We start from the raw sequence: 21,703 nt of genomic DNA, 5'->3' as shown, positions 1-21,703 counted from the left end.
CGAGTCCTCATGTGGGCGTCCTGTAGCGGCCGTCATCGACGACACGCCGAAGGTCAAGGACGCGTCGTGCGTCCATTCGATGCGGATATCGCGAGCGTCGCATCATGGTGTCCCGCGGCATGGGCAAGATCTTCCGGCGCGCCGTCGGACTTCACGTCGGCAAGATGCTCGCTGCCGGTTTCAGGCGCCATGAAGTGGCAGAACACGCCGCCGAAGACCAGTACCGCGACGCACACGCTCAATGCCGCATGAATGCCGGCCTGCTGCACGGCGATCGGCAGCAGGAAGGTGCTGATGGCCGAACCGAATCGGCTTGAAGCAACCGCAAGGCCTACGCCCGACGCGCGAAGATGTGTTGGAAAGAGTTCGGGCGGATAGACGAACTCGAGGTTCGCGGCGGCCGAAAGAATGCACGCGAAGAGACCGAAGACGAGCATCGTTCCGATGGGACCGAAGTTCGCATAAGTCAGCACCGCGAGGCCTAACGCCGCAAGATAGAAGGTTCCGATCAGGAACGTGCGACGCGAAATCCGGTCGATCAACAGCAGGCCTATCACGGCGCCCGCGAGGAGCAGAATGTTGTAGACGAGGCCGCCCACGAACTTGTCCTTGACGTGCAGCGCCTCGAGCACCTTTGGCGCAAACGTGCCCAACGCAAAATAAGGAATGACCTGGCAGGTGTAGAACACGCATCCGACCAGCGTGTTCTTGCGCCAGCGCGGCGAGAACAGTTGCGACCAGGCTCTCGTCGTTTGCTGTGGCACGGCCGCCTTCGTCATCGCAAGCGTGACTTCCGGGCCGAATCTGCGACGGACAATGGCAAGGGCTTCGTCTCCCCGTCCGCGTTTCATGAGCCACATCGGCGATTCGGGCACGAGCAGGCGGAACGGGAGAATCAGCAACGCGGGAACGCCGCTCGCCGCCAGCATGATTCGCCACGCATCGGGGCCTGTATCGCGCATCGCGAAGCCTGCGAGGTAGGCGCCGACATAACCCGCCGCCCAGGCGGCTGCGAGCACGCTGAGCAGCCGGCCACGGTATCGGCGTGGCGAATATTCGGTCACGAGCGATTTGCTCACGACGTAGTCGGCGCCGAGGATGAGTCCGAGCACGAGACGCAACACCAGCAATTGCGCGGGCGACGTCACGAAATACTGGGCGGCCGAGACGAGCGCGAAAAGCAGCATGTCCCATGCGAATATCGTTCGGCGACCATACCTGTCAGCGATCGGGCCGGCGAACATGCTGCCGAAGAAAAGCCCTGCGAGCGATGCCGCGCCGAGCAGTCCCATCCAAAGCGCATCGAGGTGCATCGGACCGGCTGCCATGCTCACCGCGATGCCGATGATGCCCAGCACGAAGCCATCGCTGAATTGGCCGCCCGTCCCGCTGAACGCCACGCCCACATGGAATGGGCGAAGCGGCAAGTCTTCCAGTAGTACCTGTTTGCTCACGTCTGTCTCCTGTCTCTGGTATGGCGCCCATGCCGATGCGCGTTGAAAACCAGTGTAGAGCGACGACTTCAGGAAAACAGCAGGTCACATGACAGTATTACGAACTCTGATACTGCTTTCTATCAGGGCTGAAACCGAGGCTTTTGGGCGCGCTCGAAAAGCAAAGGCCGGACGGCTGTTGCCGTCCGGCCAGCAAAGCCGCGTCGTGCGTTCGGGCGCCGCCTAGAACCGCTGAAACATCTGTTGAATCTGCTCGGGGTTATGCGTCACCGTAAGCGCGAGCATCAAGAGGATGCGGGCTTTCTGCGGATTGAGGTTGTCGCCGAGCAGACCGATATACGCCGGATCATCAGGGATGTAACCGCTTCCGGTCCTCGATGACCGGACGACGATCACACCCTTGTCGACGGCTTTCTTGATGGACGGAAGCGCAAGCAAGGATTCGCTGCCGGCGCCGACGCCCGCGACGACGATCCCGCGGGCGCCGTGCGCGACCGCTGCGTCGTACAGGTAACCGCCATCATTCTGGTGCCCGTAGACAATATCGACCTCGGGAAGTGAATCCAGCTTCGCTATGTCGAACGGTGTCTGCGTGGTCTGCAGTTTGGTCACGGCGGTTTCGAAATGCGGTACGTTGTCGATCAGCGTGCCCAGATGGCCGTCGTCGGGACTTTTGAATGTATCGAGCGTGTTCGCATTGGTCTTCGTCGTATATCGGGCGGAGCCGATGCGATCGTTGAGCACGACCATGACGCCTCGTCCGCGCGCCGCCGGCGACGCCGCGACCGTCACCGCTTGAAGGATGTTGCCGGGGCCGTCGGCGCTGAGCGCGGTCGACGGGCGCATCGAACCGGTAATCACGACGGGCTTGTCGCTTTTCACGACGAGGTTGAGGAAATAGGCGGTTTCCTCGAGCGTGTCCGTGCCGTGCGTGATGACGACACCTGCGATGTCGGGCTGTCCAAGAAGCTGGTTCACGCGCTTCGCGAGCTTGAGCAAGACTTCGTTGGTGATGTTCTCGCTCCCGACATTCGACACCTGCTCTCCGAAAACCTGCGCCACTTTCCCGAGCGAAGGTACGGATTTCAGCAGCGCATCCGCCGTGAGCACACCGGACTTGTAGCCCGTGCTTTGCGTCTCGCTGAGACCGGTGCCGGCGATGGTGCCACCCGTGGCCAGCACGGCAACATGCGGAAGCGGCACGGGGGCGGGCGCTGCAGTTTGCGCATGGCCGATTGCAGGTGCAGTGAAGATCCAGATCATCAGCAGAAGCTTGCAGACAATCTTTCCATACTGGCTCGATCGAGCGCGTTCGTCTATCACATCGGACTCCGAATGAACGATAAAAGATTTCCGTCACGTCAAGCGATGCGTGGTCCTTAACCGACTTGCGCAATGACGCGGCCGGGGAAAGTCGGCTCCTCGCCGACATCGAATGCCTTGGCTTTCGACGATGAAAAGTGTAGAGAACCGCACGCTCGGACAAATTGTCCGGCAGCGACAATTATTGAATCTGATACTGCATTGGAGATTTTTTGAAGGCCGTCCTACCTGCGATTTCGTTTGGTATGGAGGTTAAAGCTCGACATTGCCGGTGGTTCCATCCGGTACGTACCCGCCTACCGCGCGGCCGGAGCTGACATAAAATAGAACGTATTCCGGACTGAAAAAAGGGGGCCGACATGAGGCGCCTCTATTTCCTCGTACCCGACACGCAGATGGCGAAGGCCATCGTGGATGACTTGCTGCGCGCTCGCATCATCTGGCGCCATATCCATGTCCTCGCGGATCACAGTGTCACGCTCGAAGAGTTACCCGAAGCGTCCTTGCTGCAAAGCAGCGATGTCGTGCACGCGCTCGAGCGCGGCGTCGCGCTCGGCGGCGCAACGGGCGCGCTCATCGGCCTCGTCGCGCTCGTCTACCCGCCTGCCGAGCTCGTGATCGCGGGCGGCGCCGTCGTCGCATTGACGGTGGCGGGTGCGGGCTTCGGGGCGTGGACGGCCGGGATGATCGGCATCGCCGAACCGAACGCGCGACTCGAGCGATTTCGGGAGGCGATCAAGGAAGGCCAGATTCTGATCATGGCCGACGTGCCGGCATTGCGAGAGCAGGAAATCGAGCAGATGATCGCCCAGCATTTCCCGAAGGCGGATCTGGAGGGCGGCGAGCCTACGTCACCGGTTTTTCCCTGACACGCGGAACCCGGCATGCACGGCGCCTGGGGCCGCCCCGCATCGAGCGGGTCGGCAGCAGGCAAGGGTGAAACCGGCATCCGTCCACGCAGACGATTTGTCGGAGTACTTAATTTACCCCGGCACGCCGGCACGAGGACGATTCCGTGACGGCCCCCTGCCCTTTTGGCGTTGCATCCGGTGAGATGCGCGTGACCGCGCAACGTCACGGCCTCCGCTCCCGTGTCGCGCCGCCGACGCCCGCCGCACGCCGATCCTGAACAGAACATCGTACTGCCATGCGACGCGCAGGGTTTTTGCACCTTGCGTTGCCCCCCATATCTGCCATTCTGAATCGAATAGCCGACGTATTTTCGACGCGCGAACCGTCAGCAAGGAGGTCGTATGGAACTGCACATTCAATCGCACCATTGGCAACGGCGCATGCCGGACTGGCTCGCCGCGGCCGTGGCCGGGCTTGCCGGGGGCGCCCTGGTGATCGTGCTCGAATTCTTCTGGTCGACCATGGTGCTCGATGAAAGTCCGTGGCAGCCGACCCACAAGATCGCGGCGATGGTGATGGGCCGTGGCGCGCTCGAACAGATGTCGGTGTTCAGCTTCAGCATCGTGGGAATGGCACTGCTGTTGCACTACGTGCTCGGCGCCATCATGGGGATGATCCTCGCCGCGATCATGGCGCCGTTCCGCTTCGATTCGAGCGTCGGCATGGAAGCCGTCATCGGGCTGGCTTTCGGGATCGTCGCGTACGTATGGAACTTCTACGTGATGACCGCCGTGTTCCCGTGGTTCATCTCGGAGCGGGGATCCGGACCGTTGCTGGCCAACCTGCTGTTCGGCGTGGTCACCGCCGTCGTCTACGGCATGCTCGAACGGCGCAAGCAGAACGCGATGCACTGACATGCCGTTGCTTCGCGCCGCGCGGGACGGCTGCCTCGACAACTCACGCCGGAGGCGGCCGTTTTGCATGTTGTCGCGGCAGGTGACGCCGTCCGTGGTGCGACGCGGGTATGGGGTGCTTCCCTCCTTCCTCTTGCGCTGCCTTGCGCGATGCAAGGCAGCAGACTACCTTTTTCTTTAGAGCCGCCGACGCCGCCTGGCGAATCGGTCCTGGTGGATTGCCGGCAAACAATCGTACGAAATTCGGCAAGGCGGCACGACGATGCCCGGAGCGCCGGTTGGCGGCTCCGGCGAGTGACGCGCGGCGAGGCGGCCCATGGTGCTTGCGATTGCCCTGATCGTGATCATCGCGTTGGCGGTGGGGTTTCACTTTGCCAGTCCCTGGTGGATCACGCCGATCGCGTCGAACTGGGTGCGCATGGACGACATGCTGACGATCACGCTCGTCATCACCGGCGCGTTCTTCATCGCCATCAACCTGTTCATCGCGATCGCGCTGATGCGCTACCGCCACCGCGGCGGGCATCGCGCGGCCTACGAGCCGCACAACAGGCGGCTGGAATGGTGGCTGATCGGCCTGACCGCCGTCGGTGTCGCGGCGTTGCTGGCCCCCGGTCTGTTCGTCTATGCGGACTACATCCGGCCGCCGCGCAACGTGCTGCAGATGGAGGTGCTCGGCCGCCAATGGCAATGGCGCTTCCGCTTCGCCGGCCCCGGCGGCAAGCTGGGCACGACGGACGTGCGCTATATCGGCAGCGACAATCCCTTCGGCCTGAACCCCGCCGACCCCAACGGCCGCGACAACTACCTGATCGAGACGCCCGAGGTCCATCTGCCGCTGAACCGGCCGATCCAGGTCCTGACACGGTCGCTCGACGTGCTGCACGACTTCTATGTCCCGCCGTTTCGTGCGCGCATGAACATGGTGCCCGGCATGGTGACGACCTTCTGGTTCACGCCGACCAAGGCAGGCCGTTACGACATCCTGTGCGCGCAGCTTTGCGGTGTCGGGCACGCGGGCATGCGCGGCGTGGTGGTGGTGGAAGACGATGCAGCGTTCTCGCGCTGGCTCGCGCAGCAGACCACCTTCGCGCAGCGGCAGCAGGCCAAGGTTCAGGCCGCGGCGGCAACGCCAGGCGGCAGCGCGCAGGCGCTTGCCGACCAGGGCAAGGCGCTCGCCGCGGCCAAGGGCTGTTTCGCCTGCCATACCGTGGACGGCAGCCCGCGCGTGGGTCCGACCTGGAAGGGCCTGTACGGCAAGACCGAAACGATGGCCGACGGCAGCACCGCGAAAGTTGACGACGCCTATCTGCGCGCCTTCATCCGCGATCCGGCGGCCCGCGTCGTGAAGGGCTATTCGCCCATCATGCCGCATTTCGACCTGAGCGATCAGGAGCTGACCGCGCTGGTGACCTACATCGAATCGCAAGGCGGCCCGGCTGCCGGCAGCACGGCCAACCGCCAGCCCTAGCGGAGCAGACGCAATGCCCTACGCGCACCTCGACCACGCCCCGAAAAGCTTCTGGACGCGCTACGTCTGGAGCCAGGACCACAAGGTCATCGCCGTGCAGTATGCGCTGACGGCCATCGCCATCGGCCTGGTCGGCCTCGTCCTGTCGGACCTGATGCGGTTGCAGCTCGGCTTTCCCGGCAAGTTCAGCTTCATCGACGCCAACCACTACTACCAGTTCGTCACCATGCACGGGATGATCATGGTGATCTACCTGCTGACCGCGCTGTTCCTCGGCGGCTTCGGCAACTACCTGATCCCGCTGATGGTGGGCGCGCGCGACATGGTGTTCCCGTTTCTCAACATGCTGAGCTACTGGGTCTACCTGCTGGCCGTGCTGGTGCTGGTGGCGAGCTTCTTCGTGCCGGGCGGGCCGACCGGCGCGGGCTGGACGCTGTATCCGCCCCAGGCCATCCTGCCCGGCACGCCGGGCGTCGAATGGGGCATCGTGCTGATGCTCGTGTCGCTGGCGATCTTCATCGTCGCGGCAACCATGGGCGGCCTGAACTACGTCACCACCACGCTGCAGGCGCGCACGCGCGGCATGACGCTGATGCGCATGCCGCTCACGGTGTGGGGCATCTTCATCGCGACCATCATGGCGCTGCTGGCGTTTCCGGCGCTGTTCGTGTCGGCCGTGATGATGCTGCTCGACCGGACGCTCGGCACCAGTTTCTTCATACCGGCCGTGGTGTCGATGGGGCAGTCGCTCAAGCATGCCGGCGGCAGCCCGCTGCTGTTCCAGCACCTGTTCTGGTTCTTCGGGCATCCGGAGGTCTACATCGTCGCACTGCCGGCCTTCGGCATCGCGTCGGACCTCATCAGCACCCACGCGCGCAAGAGCATCTTCGGCTACCGGATGATGGTGTGGGCCATCGTCGTCATCGGCGCACTGAGCTTCGTGGTCTGGGCGCACCACATGTTCGTCGCCGGCATGGATCCGTACTTCGGTTTCTTCTTTGCCACCACCACGCTCATCATCGCCATCCCGACCGCCCTCAAGGTCTACAACTGGGTGCTGACGCTGTGGCGCGGCGATATCCACCTGACCGTGCCGATGCTGTTTGCCATCGGCTTCATCAGCACCTTCGTGCTGGGCGGGCTGACCGGGCTCTACCTCGGCAACGTGAGCGTGGACATTCCGCTGTCGAACACGTACTTCGTGGTCGCGCACTTCCATATGGTGATGGCCGTGTCGCCGATCCTGGTGGTGTTCGGCGGCCTCTACCACTGGTATCCGAAGGTGACGGGCCGCATGCTCGACGACAGGCTCGGGCGCGCGCACTTCTGGATCACCTTCCTCGGCACGTACGCGATCTACTTCCCGATGCACTATCTCGGCATCCTCGGCATGCCGCGGCGGTATTACGCGTACGAGGGCTACAGCTTCATTCCGCATTCGGCGCAGACGCTCAACACGTTCATCACCGTCGCCGCGCTGATCGTGGGGGTCGGACAGTTGCTGTTCCTGTACAACCTGGCGTGGAGCCTCGTACGCGGCAAGCGTGCCGACGGCAATCCGTGGCGGGCCACCACGCTGGAATGGCAGACGCCGCAAACGCCGCCGGTGCACGGCAACTGGGGCGCCGCGCTGCCGGTCGTCTACCGTTGGGCGTACGAATACAGCCCGCCAGGACAAGCGGAAGACTTCGTCCCGCAAAACCAGCCGCCTGCAACAGCGCCGGAGCCGGAACCGGCCCGCCCGACGGTTCAACCCGGCGAGGCACGCAAATGACCACGCTGCCGCGCCCCTTCGTTCCCGATACGCCGCCGCCCGTCTTGCCGAATGCGAGCCGCGTCGGCCTGATCGTGTTCATGGCCGTGGCGACGGCCTTGTTTTCATTGCTGCTGCTCGCCTACGGCATGCGCATGCGCGAGCCCGACTGGCAGCCGATCCCGCATCCGGCGCTGCTGTGGTGGAACACCGGCGCGCTCGCGCTGGCCAGCGTCGCCATGCAGCGTGCCCGGCAGCTGACCGGGCATCGCGTGGCGTGGCTGGTGGGCGGCGGCCTGCTGGCCGCCGTGTTCGTGATCGGGCAACTGATCGCCTGGCGCATGCTGTCGGCGGCCGGGCAAACCGTCGTCGCCAATCCTTCCAACAGCTTCCTCTACCTGCTCACCGGCCTGCACGGACTGCACGTGCTGGGCGGGCTGGCGGCCTGGGCCGTGACGATCGCGCAGCGCCGGCGTGCGGATCCGTTCCGCGCCCAGCGCGCCATTTCGCTGTGCGCGCTCTACTGGCATTTCCTGCTGGCGGTCTGGCTCGTGTTGCTGGCGGCAATGTGGTGGCTCACCCCCGCGGTTGTCGCCGCCATCTGCGGACCGCTGTATGGAGCCGCGCCATGACCTCGCCCCCGCTCCCGCCCGAATCCGCCACCACCCCGCCCGCCGACGCCGGGCCCGACGGCTGGCGCGGCATCGTCACGGACTGGTCGGCCGACCGCGAAGCCTTCAAGGTGCCGTGGGGCAAGGCGATGATGTGGATCTTCCTGCTGTCGGACACCTTCGTGTTCAGCAGCTTCCTGATCGGCTACATGTCGGTGCGCATGTCGACCACCGCGCCGTGGCCCGACCCGTCCAAGGTGTTCGGGCTCACCGTGGCCGGCGTCGAGGTGCCCTTGCTGCTGATCGCGATCATGACGTTCACGCTGATCACCAGCAGCGGCACCATGGCGATGGCCGTGAATTTCGGCTATCGGCGCAATGCCCGGCGCGCCGCCGCGTTGTTGCTGGCGACCGCGCTGCTCGGCGTGACCTTCGTGTCGATGCAGGCCTTCGAATGGACCAAGCTGATCGTCCATGAAGGCATCCGCCCGTGGGGCAACCCGCTGGGCGCCACGCAGTTCGGCGCATGCTTCTTCATGATCACCGGGTTCCACGGCTTTCACGTGACCTGCGGCGTGATCTACCTGCTGCTGATCGCACGCAAGATCCTGCAGCCGGGGTTCACCGAGCACGGCAACTTCCAGATCGTCGAGATCGCCGGCCTGTACTGGCACTTCGTCGACCTGGTGTGGGTGTTCATCTTCGCGCTGTTCTATTTGTGGTGAGGCAGGCCATGGACCACACCGATCCCGCCGATCGACCCGACGCCGCGCACGGCCAGCAGCACCCGATCGGCATCTACCTGAAAATCTGGGGCCTGCTGTTCGTCCTGAGCACGTTGTCGTACCTGGTCGACTACTTCAAGGTGCAAGGCGTGGTGCGCTGGGTGCTGATCGTCGTGCTCATGATCGCGAAGGCCGGGCTGATCGTGTCGATCTTCATGCACATGATGTGGGAGCGTCTGGCGCTGGTGTACGCGATCCTGATACCGCCGCTGTGCCTGCTGGTGCTCATGGTGCTGATGGCGGCCGAAGCGCATCACACGTTCGGCATGCGGGCGCTCTTCTTTCATTGATCGCGTCGCCGGTTCGTTCTTCCGGCGGCGAACGCTTCGGATCACGTACGATCCGACTCTGCTCGAGGAGGGGGATGGGAACAACGCGCGCCTGGCGCGTGCCCGCATGCAGCCGAACGTTTGGAATTGGACGCTGGCCAGCACGCAGACATGTGTGACGAGAGGATGCGCACTGCCGCGAGCAGCGAGCATCCTCCCGGAGGGCGGCGATCAGTAGGCCGCCACCTTTTCGGTATTGCGTCGTTCCACGGACGTCCTGGATTTCGCCACTGCCGTGATGAACAACATGGTGGCGATGCCACCGGCGATCAGTGCCGGGTAAGCGGCCAGGATCTGGACCAGGGAATACTTCCAGCTCAACGGGCGCCCGACGCCAAGCATTGCCGCATAGAACCACGAGACGGCGGAAATCACGCCCGCGAAAATGGCAACCATGCGCCGTTCGAACGAAAGCTTCAGCAAGGATCCCGCTTTCCGCAATGCCGGCAGGACCGCGGAGTGCAGCGCGATACCGTTGAAGGTCAGCAACGCGACGATGCCGATCTTGGCCTGCAGCTTGGGATTGCCGAGATACCGGAGACCCTGGGTCCGCATGTCGAACGCAATAATCGCGATGCCGGTGATCCAGAGAATCGTCAGCGCCAACGTGACGGTGCGCTGCAGGCTGGCCAGATGAACCTGGGCAGGATCGGTAGGCGCGTCGGTATCCAGCAGTTGCCTGACCATCGCAATGTCGCTGGTCAGCACGAGACCAATCGCGACACAGCAGGCAATGAGATGAACATAGACGATTCCCATTCGTACGAATTCCATTTTCTGTCCTTTATCGGCGCGGTGCGCAAAGTTAAGTTGTACCGTCGTGAATCTGGGCGAATTCCGTCGATACATATTTAGGATTGCGACGCAAACATCAAAATTCGATCATGGATTCCGCTATCAAGCTGGCTCCAGTTCGGCATGACATGAACAACGTGGTGAGCCCATTCCGGTGCGTCTGGTCGCAACGGGCTGAATGCAGTCGAACCGACACCCATCGCGAGTTCGACCACTTGATCAAGCCCGCACGGCGTGCAGACTTGTAGTGTCGGATGGCTGGCCATCCGGGTATCCGGCATGCGTGACTTGCAGATTGAAAGGTCGCCCGACTGCCGGATGCTGCTGGGCGACGGGCAAAATTTAAAACAGCGAGCCCTGACGAATCAACCCGAGTTGTTACGAAATGCAAAGGACGTAACGAGCGCTGAATGCGCCGAGAGAAGGGTCGGACCGGGCGCAATTTCTGCTGATACGGAGTATGCGGAATTGTTCTGACCTGGATTCCGGAACTGATTGACGGGTCACGTCTTTTTACATTTGAGCGGTAAATAGTAAAGGGGTCGCAGTTCGCAGTGCATATTGCGAAACTTTCATATGTTGAATAGGGAAATTCTCGGTCATTCGGGATATTGTCGAGCATTGATTTTGTCAGACGAAACGCCAACGGCATCGGGCGTTGATGCACCGATCAGTGCCTGAAAATCTGCGCGGTTTGCCGAGAGATCTCCCGTCTCTTCCTTCGCATTACGCCGTCTGGCGGGGCTGAGCGTCAAACCGGCAGTGACGGCGGAGACACCGACCGGGTCGACATGACCAAAATCGGATGGCCCGAATTTTTTAGGGTATGGTTCCGCAATAAATCGAAGCAGATCGCGCGATCGGCCGAAAGAATATTTTTGACGACTGGCAGGAAGTAAAAATCGCGGACGTCAAAAATCAAAAATACCCTGATTAACCGAAATCAAAACCATGCCTTGCGAATACCTTTCGATCAAGGCCGAGAAATCCCGCCGGATCGAGATTCGTCGATGGCGGCTGAGGAAGTCGAGCCTCATTCGCAAAGCGCCGCTCATGCGTCGGTTTGAGCGTTCACCAAACGCCGCTGCAACGTGCTCGTGCGCGTCGAGCGCGGTCGCCCCTCGGATTGCCTTCTCCCGGCAGTCCCGTCGAATCCGGGAATAACCGTCGTGTGCTCACGGTATTGCAGGAAACACGAACCGGGTGACCCCTATGGACATCATCGACACGGCCCATGCAACGGATACCAAACAGGAATCGCCCGCGGTGCGCACACCGCACCGTGAATCGAAAGTCCGGATGCAATCCGTGCTGCGCGGTCTCCAGCTCGGATCGGGCGTGGTGCTGCTGACCTATCTCTTTCTGCACCTGATCAATCATGCACTCGGAATCTGGTCACTCGAACTCGCCGGACGCGGTCTCATGCTGGCCTTGCGGCTCTGGCGCAGCGCACCGGGGACGTTCGTGCTGTACGGTGCGGCTTCGCTTCATTTTGCGTTGGCGTTGCACACGATATACGGGCGCCGCCACTGGGCACTGCCGCCCGCCGAATGGCTCCGCCTCTGGGCAGGCCTCAGCCTGCCGCTGCTGCTGATCCGCCACGCGGTGACAACCCGGCTCGCGTCCTCGCTCTACGGCTTCGAGCCGGACTACGAGCGTGTCGTCACCGTGCTGCTCACCAGCGGCACGCAGGGCCTGCAACTGGCCCTGCTCGCACCCGGCTGGATACACGGATGTCTCGGACTGTGGTTCCGGTTGCGCCATCATCCGCGGGCGTGCCGCGCCAAACCCGCGCTGCTGGCATTCGTCGCCCTGCTGCCGTTGCTCTCCGCAGGCGGCTTTGTTCATATGATGCGCGTCGTCGAGGCGAAGGGCTCGCTGTATCTGCCCCCCGATCCGAAACTGGTTTCACACCAGCTCGCCCTTGACGCGTGGCGTCACTATCTCGTCACCCTCTACGTGTGCCTGATCATCGGCGCGTTGATCGCGGGCCTGTTGCGCAACCGCCTTGAACGTCGACGGTTGCAGAACGCGTGACGACGATCGGGAAGCTCCGGCCGAGCGGCGGCGGCCGGCACGCCTCATCCCCGTCGATCAGGGTTGACGTTTGCCGCGACCACCGGCGGGTTTCCCGGCCGGCTTGCGTGAACCCGCAGCCGCCTTGCCGGCGGGTTTGCCGCGCGGCTTTTGCACGCTGAACGGACTGCCGCTCAACACGCTCGCGCTCTTGCCCGCGGCGCCGGCACGCTGCCCCGCGGCCTTGCGCTTGCCGTCCCCACCTTGCGGCTTCGGCTTCTTGCCGGTCGCCGGCATGGCCCCCGCCCCACCTTGCGGCACCTTGGGCTTCTTCGGCTTTTTGGGCTTCTTGATGATCTGCCCCGTCGCGCTGGTTTCCGGCACGCGGTGTTCGGCTTCGAAACCCGGCTCCTCTTCACGGCGCAGCGTCTGCCGGATCAGCGCTTCGATCGCGGCCAGCTGCGGTGCTTCATCGGCACACACCAGCGACACCGCCACGCCGCTGGCGCCCGCGCGGCCGGTACGGCCGATACGGTGCACATAGTCTTGCGCGACGATCGGCAGATCCACGTTGATCACCAGCGGCAGGTCGTCGATATCCAGCCCGCGCGCCGCCACATCGGTCGCGACCAGCATCTGCACTTCGCGCGTCTTGAAGCGCTCCAGCGCACGCAGGCGCGCGGGCTGCGGCTTGTCGCCGTGGATGGTGTCGACCGCATAGCCCGCTTCATCCAGCATCGCCGCCAGGTAGTCCACGCCATTGCGGGTCTTGACGAACACCAGCGCGTGGTCCCAGTTGTTCTCGGCCACCAGGTGCATAAAGAGGTCGGGCTTGTTGCGCTTGTCCACCGGCACCACCCACTGCTTGATCTTGCTGGCCGTGACGTTGGGCGGGCTGACGCTGATATCGACCGGGCTGTGCAGAATGGTCGCCGCCATCGCGCGAATATCGTCGGTAAACGTGGCGGAGAACAGCAGCGTCTGGCGCCGGGCGGGCAACGCAGCAAAGACGGCGTTGAGTTCGCGCGCAAAACCCAGATCGAGCATCCGGTCGGCTTCGTCCAGCACCAGCGCCTGCACCTGGTCGAACTGCACCGCGTTCTGCCGGTTGAGGTCCAGCAGACGGCCCGGCGTGGCAACGAGCACATCCACGCCCTTGCGCAGCTTCATCATCTGCGGGTTGATGCTCACACCGCCGTAGGCGGCCAGGAACCGCAGGTCGAGACCCTTGCCGTATGCGACGAAGCTCTGCAGCACCTGTTCGGCCAGCTCACGCGTGGGCACCAGCACCAGGACACGCGCACGGTTGCTGGACACCGCCGGCCCGTGTTGCACCAGCCGCTGCAACAGCGGCAGCGCGAAACCCGCCGTCTTGCCGGTGCCGGTCTGCGCCGCGGCCATGACGTCCTTGCCGCCGAGCACCGCGGGAATCGCCTTGGCCTGCACCGGCGTCGGTGTCTGGTAATTGAGGTCCTGCAGATTACGCAGCAAGGGATCGATCAGGCCAAGCGAGGCAAAAGACATGGACGTGTTCCGGGCTAAAACCGCAATTCTAGCCGTTACCGCCGCGGCGACCGCATCGCGCGGGCCGAACGCCGCGCCGCGCGATGCGGCGTCACCGGTCCTGTTTCGACGCGCCGCGCGTGAACGGCTGCGGCCGCCTGCCCGCCGCCTGGCGATCGATCATCCAGCCGGGATAACCGGCAGGCACCGCACTGACCGCATCAAGATGCGCGAGTTCGTCCGCGGTCAGCGCGACCTCGGCCGCGCCGAGATTGTCTTCGAGCTGTTCGACCCGTTTGGCGCCGATGATGACGCTCGTGACATGCGGCTTGGCGAGCAACCACGCGAGCGCGATCCGCGCGACCGACACACCGCGCGCGTCGGCGATGGCGCGCATCGCGGCAACGCACGGCCAGGCCCGCTCGAGATCGACCGGCGGAAAATCGAAATGGCTGCGCCGCGACCCTGCTTCGGCCGGCGCCCCGGGGCCGAACTTCCCCGAAAGCAGTCCCCCGGCGAGCGGCGACCAGACGAGCAGGCTCATCTGCTCGTCGATCGCGAGCGGTACCAGTTCGTGCTCGACGTCCCGTCCGGCGATCGAATAGTAGGCCTGCAGCGTCTCGAAGCGCGTCGCATGGAGCGCCTGGCTGAGCCCGAGCGCCTTGCCGATCTTTCCGGCGCGCCAGTTCGAGACGCCGACATGGCGAACCAGCCCCTGCCGCGTCAGATCGTCGAGCGCCCGCAGCGTCTCTTCGATCGGCGTGACGGGGTCGTTCGCGTGTATCTGGTAGAGGTCGATGTGGTCGACCTGGAGCCGTTCCAGGCTTCGCTGCACGGAATCCATGATGTGGCCGCGCGACGCCCCCTGATCGTTGGGCTTCGGGCCCATCACGCCCGCCGTCTTCGTCGCCAGCACGATCTCGCCGCGCGGCACGCCGAGGTCCCGGAGCGCCTGTCCGACGAGGCGTTCCGACTGACCGAACGAGTAGATGTCGGCGGTATCGATGAAGTTGATGCCCTCGGCCAGTGCGCGGGAAATCAGCCGGGTCGCGTCGTCCTGGCCGACCGCGCCGATCGACGCCCACATGCCGGCATCGGCATTGCCGCCCAGCGTCATCGTGCCGAGACACAGCTCGGAGACATACAGGCCCGTGCGGCCTAGTTGCTTGTATTTCATGGCCGTTTCCTCATGGTCGGCTGGAAAGCGTGCGGTGGCGTCCGGTCAGGCGCCCCGCACGCCGGGATGTCAGCTGATTCGCGCGTGCCCTGCCCGAAACTGTCCGGCGATCGTTGCGACGCGTGCGCCATAGCGGCGTGCCGTCTCGAGATCCCCTGGCGACATCTCGTCGGGCGACGCGTCGGCCGGCGTCTGCGCCATCGGCGCGAGATAGGAGCCCATGCGATTCAGGTCGTCGCGCATCGACGCCTTCAGGTTCGCCGGCTTGATGTCCATGCTCACCCAGACACCGCCGTGCTGCCCGGCGAGTAGCACGAAGTATTCGAGCGTATTGAGCTTGTCGCCGTTGACGCTCGCGCTATTGGTGAAGCCGCCGAAGATCTTGTTGCGCCACCGGCCGTCGAACCAGGCCTTCGACGATGCGTCGGCGAACTTCTTGAACTGCCAGCTGGGGCCGCCCATGTAGGTCGGCGAGCCGAACAGGATGGCGTCGGCGCCCGCGAGCGTGTCCCACGCGTCCGGTGCGATGTTTCCGTCGGCGTCGATTGCGACGAGGACGGCGCCCGCGCCCTCGGCGACAGCCGTTGCCATACGCCGGGTATGCCCATAGCCGGAGTGGTAGACGACGGCCGTCTTAACCGGTGCGATGTGTTGTGTCATGGTTGCGCCCTTTCGTTCAGGTGGTCGTCGGGAGACGACATCGGAAAGCACTCTACTGAGTCGCAATTGAGTTATAAATGACGGCCGATTGAACGTTCTGTTACTCGCCGAGTGAACAATGCAAAACCTCGATGCGCTGTTGATCTTTGCCCGTGTCGCCGAAATGACGAGCTTCACGCGGGCGGCCGAAAGCCTGGGCATCCAGAAGGGACGTGTCTCGATGGTGATCCGTCGACTCGAGCGCGACGTGGGCGTTGCACTGTTGCATCGGACGACGCGGAGCGTGCAGCTGACCGAGGACGGACGCGCGTTCTATTCGCGCGCACGGGACCTGCTGGCCGAAGTCCAGGAATTGCAGTCGATGTTCTCCGGCAACGGCACGCGACTGCGGGGAAGATTGCGCGTCGACATGCCGACCGAACTGGCCCGCAGTGTCGTGGTTCCCGCACTCCCGCAACTGATGGCCGCGCATCCGGAGCTGGAACTGGAGCTGTCGAGCACTGATCGGCGTGTCGATCTCGTCCAGGAAGGCTTCGATTGCGTGATCCGTCTGGGCCCGATCGTGGACGAGACGCTGATCGCGCGACCGCTGGGCCGGCTGCGCATGATCAATGCGGCGAGCCCCGGCTACCTGGCGCGATACGGCGTACCGCATACGCTCGACGATCTGCTCGGCCAGGGACACCGGATGGTCCACTACACGCTGACACTCGGCGCGCGTCATCCGGGATGGGAGTACCCGGACGGCACCGGCTATGCATCGCTGCCGTTGCCGAGCGCGATGCAGGTCAACAGCGTGCAGACCTATCACGCTGCCGGGCTGGCCGGCATCGGCTTGATCCAGGCCGGATATTCAGGGGTCGCGACTCACATCGAAAGCGGCGCGCTGGTGGAGGTGCTGCCCGATCTGCGCCCGGAGCCGCTGGCCGCGTGGCTCGTCGTGGCCCATCGGCGCAATCTGTCGCCGCGCGTTCGGGCGTTCATGGACTGGATCGAGCGGGTGCTGGAACCGTATTTCGACTGAGGGCGGCGCGGCGGATCGGCTCGGGGGGCATGGCCCGTGGCCGGGAAACCGATGAGGCTGCTCATGCGGTTGGCCGGGCCGCCGACATGGGGCGCCTGCAAGCTGCGCCGTAACCGGCGACCTCGCGTCGTGACGCCGCAGCTAATCCTTCGGCGCGGGCGGCAGAGGAATCCAGTGCGTGTACGCCGACTGCAGCAGCGCGACGTCGTCGAATCGAGCGACGACCGCAAATCCTCGTGAATCCCACGCCAACACATTAGACGCCGAGTCCGCATCCTGACGCGTCGGGCAGTGCTGATCCGCCGGAATCCAGTTCTGGCCCTGACGTGCCCCCTGCCATCCATCCCAGGCGGCCGCCGCACGTGTTCCCCTGACGTAGCCGCCCTGGTCCCGAACGCGATAGGCCAGGTCGGCGCGATATTCCACCGGCGTGTCGCGGAACCACCATTGTTCAAAAAGCTCTCTCTCGGTGCTCACCGACTTCTCCAGTGACGCAGCTTCAGCTTGAATCCGCGGCCGCGAATTCGGCTACGCCCAGCACCGTGCAATTCGCGTTCCTGCGGCCTCGCAGGCTGACTTCGTCGCCCATCAGGCCGAATCGGACTGCCCTCGGCGCGGCGCGAGCCCAGCTTGCCAGCCCGTCAGCATATCGCGATGTGCTGCAACGATGCTGTGCGGCACGCGGCATCGTCGTCATGGATTGCGCCATGAGTCGAAGGCCGCTTGCTGGCTACCATGCGCCGAACTTCGCTTGAATGTCAAAGCATCGACACGTTGCCGATTTGGCACGAAGCGCGGCGAAATCACGCTCCGGTCAAGTCGATGCCGCGGGGATGGCAGTCGCAAAAGTCAAAGGTACTCACGGAGTACGAATTGCCCATGAATCGACCGGAAACGTGGTGTTTATAGGCGAATTTGCCCGACTGTCGACGAGCATACTTGAGACCGCGACGACCATCCCGCACACGCCACCGAACTTCAGCTTTCCCGTGCGTCGGACCGCACGAGACTCGCCCGCACCTTGACGTCAGAGGGTCATCAACAATCGCAACTGGTGTTCGGTTTCCGTTCCCTTGACCAGCGCATAACATCGCGTCTCCCGTCGCTCGATCGCAGAAAGGCCTTCAGCATCGGAGAAGGTGTTCCATGCGACGCCGTCGATACTTGCCCATTCTCCGCGGGTTCGTGCAAAGGCGCGCAACAGCGGACTGGCTTCACGGCGCAGAACGACACGGTCCGCATTCAGCACACAGGTCGACCAGCCACCGCGGAGGATCAGGTAACAGGGTACCGAACGGTGATCAATTCTCGTGAGCACAGTTGTTTCTTCCATTTTCATCGCGACGAGGTCCAACGGTTCGCATTGCAGACGAAGTTATCGACCCGATCGAAGCGTGCGCGGCCACGGCCGGATGGTGAAGCCGGCCGGATCGCGACACATCCTGACGGCGGACGCTTCTGCTCGTGCGGCCCCGCACGGCAGCCCCGCTCGCGACAACCAGACAGGGAGGAGCCCATGCTCTTCAATACGACACGCTTCCGGATCGATCCGACGCCCCGCAGGGCCGATGGCGAGTACATCGCACATGCGAGAATCACCACGACGCTGCTGGACGGAGGTGAGAGAGAGGTGCATTCCAGCGGCGATCTGGCCGGCTTCGATGCGCGCGACGATGCGATTGCGTACGCGACGCAATGGGCGCAGGGATGGCTGGCCGCTCAATTTGGCTGAAGGCAAGAAGGCGGTGGCGCAGCTGTGGCTCGAGCGTCGGGCATCGTGGCTGCGTTACCGCCTGGGATGCTTCATTTCCTCGGCTTCCATCGCGGCGAGCCGCTCTTCACTCGCAGATACGGATTCCATGGCTTCGTCGATCGAAGTCAATGCATATTCGCAGGCCAGTTTCACTTCTTCAACGATAGTCTCTGGCTGCTCGTCGTCGCCAGGCGGCGGGGAAAGCATGTCTGCGAGCATCATGGCCAACTCGGGGGTGTCCCATGGTTCGCCCTTTTGCGCCTTCTTCTTTATATAGTGCCGGATTTCCGCGTCTTGCTCGGGCGAGAGTGGAAGGTGTCGAAACGTGTTGCCTGGGTTAGCGTCAATCATGTGTTGCTCCGAAATTCGAATGCGACTCCCGTGGGCTGCTCCCTGCCATGCGCGTGCACCCGGAACAAGACGAGAACGAAGGAGCAGCTTCCTATTTTCGGCAGCGCGAATCCTGAATGCGTTCGAGGCGGACCAAAAGCTCGTCCACCTGCAGTGCGAGGACCTTGCTTCGCTCGGATCGTGTGCGGAGCTTGTCGAGCTTGACTCTCCAGTACGCGGGATCGTTCACGGACGATCGGTTGATGAAGGCGTGTTGCGCTTGCTCGAGCAGCCCGACCGATCGTCTGATATGGGCCAACTCGCGTTCCGCGTCGCAGTACCAACTCATGTTTGCCGCCTTCCGATCATGATTTTCATCCTGGTTGCTGCATGGCGCGACGCGCGTACCGATCATTTCTTCCTGCCGCTGCGCGGCGGCCGACCGGCATGCTGCCTGCGTCGTCCGGCCGCGGTACCGCATGCCGGGGATCGGTACGGCGACGTAAGCCCCCCTCGGCCGGCACGCTGTTCCCGCCGTTCTTCTAGTACATCTTGCGGGGCGGCAACATGCGCTTCGCCCGCAAGCGCTGCCGGGCAACTGCACTGGCTTTTTTCCGCTTGCGCTCCGTCGTGGGCTTTTCGTAGCTGGTGCGACTGCGCAACTCGCGAATCAGCCCGGTCTTCTCGATACCGCGCCGGAAGCGCCGCAGCGCGACATCGATGGGTTCGTTGATCTTCAGTGTGATGGTTGTCATGTAATGCCTGTTGGAAAACGTTCGAATAAAACTAGCCGAGTCGTGTCATGACGGTGCTCGCTATCGCGTCGGATTCGAACTCCGAATACCCGGCTCCGATCGAAAATGCGCGCACCGCCGCGAACATCTGCAGCTCTTGTTGATGGCACCGCGCAGAATGGGTCATTCCAGCGGGCAGGACAGCATCGCTCCGAGTGAGCTTGCACCGCTGGACCAGATCGAGAAGCTCGTCGACGATCATTTCGCCCTCCAAATTGATGGCAAGTCACGCTGCCATGCGAGTCGTGTCAGAGGGCGTCCGAAAAGAAGGCCAGCTTTTCGCGATCGTCGTCAATGACGCGCTCGGCATAGCGCAGCGACGCACGCCGTGCGTCACCGGCCGTGTCGAACGGGCCGTCGCCGACGAGCCTGAAAGTCTGGCTCTGCGTCAGCGTGTCGGTGGTGCCGCGAAGACAAATCTTGACCGCTGCATCGAAGCCGGCCTCGTAGTTGTGCGGCAAGCCATCCAGCGCAGGCACGTGCGGGTAAATCAGTGGATAGATCTCGAATCCACGGTAGATATGCATGCTCATCATGAACTCCTGACGATCGCTTCTCGGCGACTCGCAAGGACGAGCGTAGGCAGCCAGCATCGCCTGATGCATGGCGCGACGGGTCGTGGTGAAAGGGACAAACGTTGCGCGCGAGGCAATGCGCGACGCAACACGGTGGCAGGTGGAGGGCGAGCGGTCGAACAGCAAACGGAGGCTCGAACGAAACCATCATACGCGCATCGTCGATCGGGTGTCCATCTTATTTCGACCGCAACGAGGCAGATGACGAAGTGCGTTGTCGCGCCGTGATCGCGGCTCACCCCATGCCGCCGTGCCCTCGTTCGTCGAAACGCTTTCGCCGTGGCGAGTCGACCAGATGAAGACCACGCCGATCACCGTCGTCGACGAGCATCTTCCCGGCGCCCAGACTTTTGCATCTCCACCATCTTCCTTCGGTCGACCGAATACAGAAGCAACGCCGCCTGATGCAAGCCGCCGAGGCATGCACGCACCCGTTCATTGATCCGACGATAGCGGACAGCCGTGGCCACCCCGACTCACGCCGCCGATCATTCGCCGGCGGCGTTCGATCCGGCGTTGACGGCTGCAGCCAGCGCGGCGATCCGCTCGGCGCGCAACAGCACCGGCCGATCGACCATCTTCCCGTCGACCGTCACCACGCCGCCATTCGAATCGCGCATCGCATCGAGCACCCGCCGGGCCCAGCGCGCTTCGTCGTCGCTCGGTCGAAAGCATCGGTGCACGAAGCCGATCTGCTTCGGATGGATGCACAGCTTCGCGCCGAATCCCAACTGCATGCCGTTGAATGCATCGCGCGCGATACGCTCGCCGTCATCGATATCCGGCGTCACGCCGTCGACCGGCGATTCGATCCCGGCCACCCGCGAGATCAGCACGAGTTGCGAGCGGAAGTGATTGAGCGAAACGCCATCGTCCGACATGCCCATGTCCGCGATGAAATCGAGCGTGCCGAACATCAACCGCTCGACGTACGGCGCTTTCGCGACATCGAGCGCGTTCCACATGCCGTGTGCGCTTTCGATCAACGGATAGACCGGCACACGCCGACGCGCGAGCGCAACGGCAGCGCACACGTCGTCGGCACGCTCGGCCTTCGGCAGCACGATACCGGCCACGCCCTTCAACGCGCCGAGCGCGGCATCGGCCTCGAACCATCGCGTGTTCCGCGCGTTGATCCGCACGAGCACCGGATGCTCGGGCGAAACCCACGCCGCTATCGCATCGCGCGCCGCCACTTTCGCCTCCGGCTCGACGGCATCCTCGAGGTCGATGATGATCGCATCGGCGCCGCTTGCGAGCGCCTTGTCGAAGCGCTCCGGCTTGCTCCCCGGCACGAACAGATACGACTGGGCCGGCGCCACGCGGCCACCGCCGGCGCGCATCGCGGCATCAGACGGCATCGACCACCTCCGGAACCCGTTCGAACAGATCGCCGACGAGGCCGTAGTCGGCCACGCTGAAGATCGGCGCTTCCGGATCCTTGTTGATCGCGACGATCACCTTCGAATCCTTCATGCCGGCCAGATGCTGGATCGCACCCGAGATGCCGACGGCGATGTACAACTGCGGCGCGACGATCTTGCCGGTCTGGCCGACCTGGTAGTCGTTCGGCACGTAGCCGGC

Annotated in this window: 25 protein-coding genes; 10 read left to right on the top strand and 15 right to left on the bottom strand. The window is 63.6% G+C overall.

Translation table 11 applies throughout. The features are described 5' to 3' along the window. Window positions 1-53: 53 nt before the first annotated feature. Both DIE12_RS02465 and DIE12_RS02460 read right to left on the bottom strand, forming a co-directional pair. Window positions 54-1,454, bottom strand: a complete 1,401-nt coding sequence (locus DIE12_RS02465) for an MFS transporter (RefSeq protein ID WP_124487359.1) — start codon at window positions 1,452-1,454, stop codon at window positions 54-56. Window positions 1,455-1,676: 222 nt separating this feature from the next. Further along, entirely contained in the window at window positions 1,677-2,777 is a 1,101-nt protein-coding gene (locus tag DIE12_RS02460) for a type II asparaginase (protein WP_311767573.1), read from the bottom strand. 359 nt (window positions 2,778-3,136) lie between these two features. Between DIE12_RS02460 and DIE12_RS02455 the strand changes: the two genes are divergently transcribed. From DIE12_RS02455 to DIE12_RS02425, 7 genes are all read left to right on the top strand, one after another. Continuing rightward, window positions 3,137-3,646, top strand: a complete 510-nt coding sequence (locus tag DIE12_RS02455) for a hypothetical protein (protein ID WP_044846925.1) — start codon at window positions 3,137-3,139, stop codon at window positions 3,644-3,646. A 384-nt stretch (window positions 3,647-4,030) separates the two neighbouring features. After that, complete coding sequence (locus tag DIE12_RS02450; RefSeq protein WP_044846926.1) at window positions 4,031-4,543, top strand: hypothetical protein; 513 nt, start codon at window positions 4,031-4,033, stop codon at window positions 4,541-4,543. 316 nt (window positions 4,544-4,859) lie between these two features. After that, window positions 4,860-6,014 carry a c-type cytochrome gene (locus tag DIE12_RS02445; protein WP_124487360.1) on the top strand — a complete coding sequence of 385 codons (1,155 nt, stop codon included), beginning with the start codon at window positions 4,860-4,862 and terminating at the stop codon, window positions 6,012-6,014. A gap of 13 nt (window positions 6,015-6,027) precedes the next feature. Continuing rightward, entirely contained in the window at window positions 6,028-7,788 is a 1,761-nt protein-coding gene (gene ctaD / locus DIE12_RS02440) for a cytochrome c oxidase subunit I (RefSeq protein WP_124487361.1), read from the top strand. Continuing rightward, the gene (locus tag DIE12_RS02435) at window positions 7,785-8,399 is read left to right on the top strand and encodes a cytochrome c oxidase subunit 3 (protein WP_124487362.1); all 615 of its coding nucleotides are present in this window, start codon (window positions 7,785-7,787) and stop codon (window positions 8,397-8,399) included. Before ctaD ends, DIE12_RS02435 begins: the two co-directional genes overlap by 4 nt. Then, window positions 8,396-9,103: a heme-copper oxidase subunit III family protein gene (locus DIE12_RS02430; RefSeq protein ID WP_044846930.1), complete on the top strand. Its 708-nt coding sequence runs from the start codon at window positions 8,396-8,398 to the stop codon at window positions 9,101-9,103. The genes DIE12_RS02435 and DIE12_RS02430 overlap by 4 nt, the downstream gene beginning before the upstream one ends. A gap of 8 nt (window positions 9,104-9,111) precedes the next feature. Further along, entirely contained in the window at window positions 9,112-9,453 is a 342-nt protein-coding gene (locus DIE12_RS02425) for a cytochrome C oxidase subunit IV family protein (RefSeq protein ID WP_044846931.1), read from the top strand. 210 nt (window positions 9,454-9,663) lie between these two features. Here DIE12_RS02425 and DIE12_RS02420 read toward each other — a convergent pair whose 3' ends face one another. Next, window positions 9,664-10,266 (bottom strand): hypothetical protein, encoded by a 603-nt coding sequence (locus DIE12_RS02420; RefSeq protein WP_124487363.1) that lies wholly within the window; start codon window positions 10,264-10,266, stop codon window positions 9,664-9,666. A 1,320-nt stretch (window positions 10,267-11,586) separates the two neighbouring features. Between DIE12_RS02420 and DIE12_RS02415 the strand changes: the two genes are divergently transcribed. Continuing rightward, on the top strand, window positions 11,587-12,324 hold the full coding sequence (locus DIE12_RS02415; protein ID WP_124487379.1) for a hypothetical protein: 738 nt from the start codon (window positions 11,587-11,589) through the stop codon (window positions 12,322-12,324). A 57-nt stretch (window positions 12,325-12,381) separates the two neighbouring features. Here the strand turns inward: DIE12_RS02415 and DIE12_RS02410 are convergent, their stop codons facing one another. From DIE12_RS02410 to DIE12_RS02400, 3 genes are all read right to left on the bottom strand, one after another. Beyond that, window positions 12,382-13,827, bottom strand: a complete 1,446-nt coding sequence (locus DIE12_RS02410; protein WP_185640950.1) for a DEAD/DEAH box helicase — start codon at window positions 13,825-13,827, stop codon at window positions 12,382-12,384. Window positions 13,828-13,918: 91 nt separating this feature from the next. Continuing rightward, entirely contained in the window at window positions 13,919-14,983 is a 1,065-nt protein-coding gene (locus DIE12_RS02405; RefSeq protein ID WP_124519922.1) for an aldo/keto reductase, read from the bottom strand. A 69-nt stretch (window positions 14,984-15,052) separates the two neighbouring features. After that, the gene (locus tag DIE12_RS02400; protein WP_124519974.1) at window positions 15,053-15,643 is read right to left on the bottom strand and encodes a flavodoxin family protein; all 591 of its coding nucleotides are present in this window, start codon (window positions 15,641-15,643) and stop codon (window positions 15,053-15,055) included. A 118-nt stretch (window positions 15,644-15,761) separates the two neighbouring features. Here DIE12_RS02400 and DIE12_RS02395 point away from each other — a divergent pair, with 118 nt between their 5' ends. Continuing rightward, on the top strand, window positions 15,762-16,667 hold the full coding sequence (locus DIE12_RS02395) for a LysR family transcriptional regulator (protein WP_124519924.1): 906 nt from the start codon (window positions 15,762-15,764) through the stop codon (window positions 16,665-16,667). Window positions 16,668-16,808: 141 nt separating this feature from the next. Here the strand turns inward: DIE12_RS02395 and DIE12_RS02390 are convergent, their stop codons facing one another. Together DIE12_RS02390 and DIE12_RS02385 are read right to left on the bottom strand one after the other, a co-directional pair. Further along, complete coding sequence (locus tag DIE12_RS02390) at window positions 16,809-17,144, bottom strand: hypothetical protein (RefSeq protein WP_124487367.1); 336 nt, start codon at window positions 17,142-17,144, stop codon at window positions 16,809-16,811. A 550-nt stretch (window positions 17,145-17,694) separates the two neighbouring features. Further along, a complete protein-coding gene (locus DIE12_RS02385) occupies window positions 17,695-18,006 on the bottom strand; it encodes a hypothetical protein (RefSeq protein WP_260426231.1) in 312 nt (103 codons plus the stop codon). Window positions 18,007-18,183: 177 nt separating this feature from the next. Between DIE12_RS02385 and DIE12_RS02380 the strand changes: the two genes are divergently transcribed. Then, window positions 18,184-18,399, top strand: coding sequence for a hypothetical protein (locus DIE12_RS02380; protein ID WP_044846937.1), 216 nt, complete (start codon window positions 18,184-18,186; stop codon window positions 18,397-18,399). A 54-nt stretch (window positions 18,400-18,453) separates the two neighbouring features. On the opposite strand, the gene DIE12_RS02375 is transcribed toward DIE12_RS02380, so the two are convergent. The 7 genes from DIE12_RS02375 to DIE12_RS02345 form a co-directional block, all read right to left on the bottom strand. Beyond that, entirely contained in the window at window positions 18,454-18,771 is a 318-nt protein-coding gene (locus tag DIE12_RS02375; RefSeq protein WP_124487368.1) for a hypothetical protein, read from the bottom strand. A 91-nt stretch (window positions 18,772-18,862) separates the two neighbouring features. Further along, window positions 18,863-19,231 (bottom strand): hypothetical protein, encoded by a 369-nt coding sequence (locus DIE12_RS38455; protein WP_260427914.1) that lies wholly within the window; start codon window positions 19,229-19,231, stop codon window positions 18,863-18,865. 61 nt (window positions 19,232-19,292) lie between these two features. After that, window positions 19,293-19,505, bottom strand: coding sequence for a 30S ribosomal protein S21 (rpsU, locus tag DIE12_RS02365; RefSeq protein WP_124487370.1), 213 nt, complete (start codon window positions 19,503-19,505; stop codon window positions 19,293-19,295). Window positions 19,506-19,536: 31 nt separating this feature from the next. Beyond that, window positions 19,537-19,746 (bottom strand): hypothetical protein, encoded by a 210-nt coding sequence (locus DIE12_RS02360; protein ID WP_044846941.1) that lies wholly within the window; start codon window positions 19,744-19,746, stop codon window positions 19,537-19,539. Window positions 19,747-19,792: 46 nt separating this feature from the next. Continuing rightward, the gene (locus DIE12_RS02355) at window positions 19,793-20,077 is read right to left on the bottom strand and encodes a hypothetical protein (RefSeq protein ID WP_124519976.1); all 285 of its coding nucleotides are present in this window, start codon (window positions 20,075-20,077) and stop codon (window positions 19,793-19,795) included. Between the two features lie 530 nt (window positions 20,078-20,607). Further along, on the bottom strand, window positions 20,608-21,480 hold the full coding sequence (locus tag DIE12_RS02350; RefSeq protein ID WP_124519926.1) for a CoA ester lyase: 873 nt from the start codon (window positions 21,478-21,480) through the stop codon (window positions 20,608-20,610). Then, the coding region (locus DIE12_RS02345; RefSeq protein ID WP_221623839.1) for an FAD-binding protein at window positions 21,470-21,703 on the bottom strand (234 nt) is incomplete at its 5' end. The genes DIE12_RS02350 and DIE12_RS02345, both read right to left, overlap by 11 nt.

Source organism: Burkholderia sp. Bp9015, from assembly GCF_003853505.1.
Taxonomy (GTDB): domain Bacteria; phylum Pseudomonadota; class Gammaproteobacteria; order Burkholderiales; family Burkholderiaceae; genus Burkholderia.
Note: the sequence above shows the minus strand (reverse complement) of the source record. Positions and strands in the feature narration are given on the sequence as shown.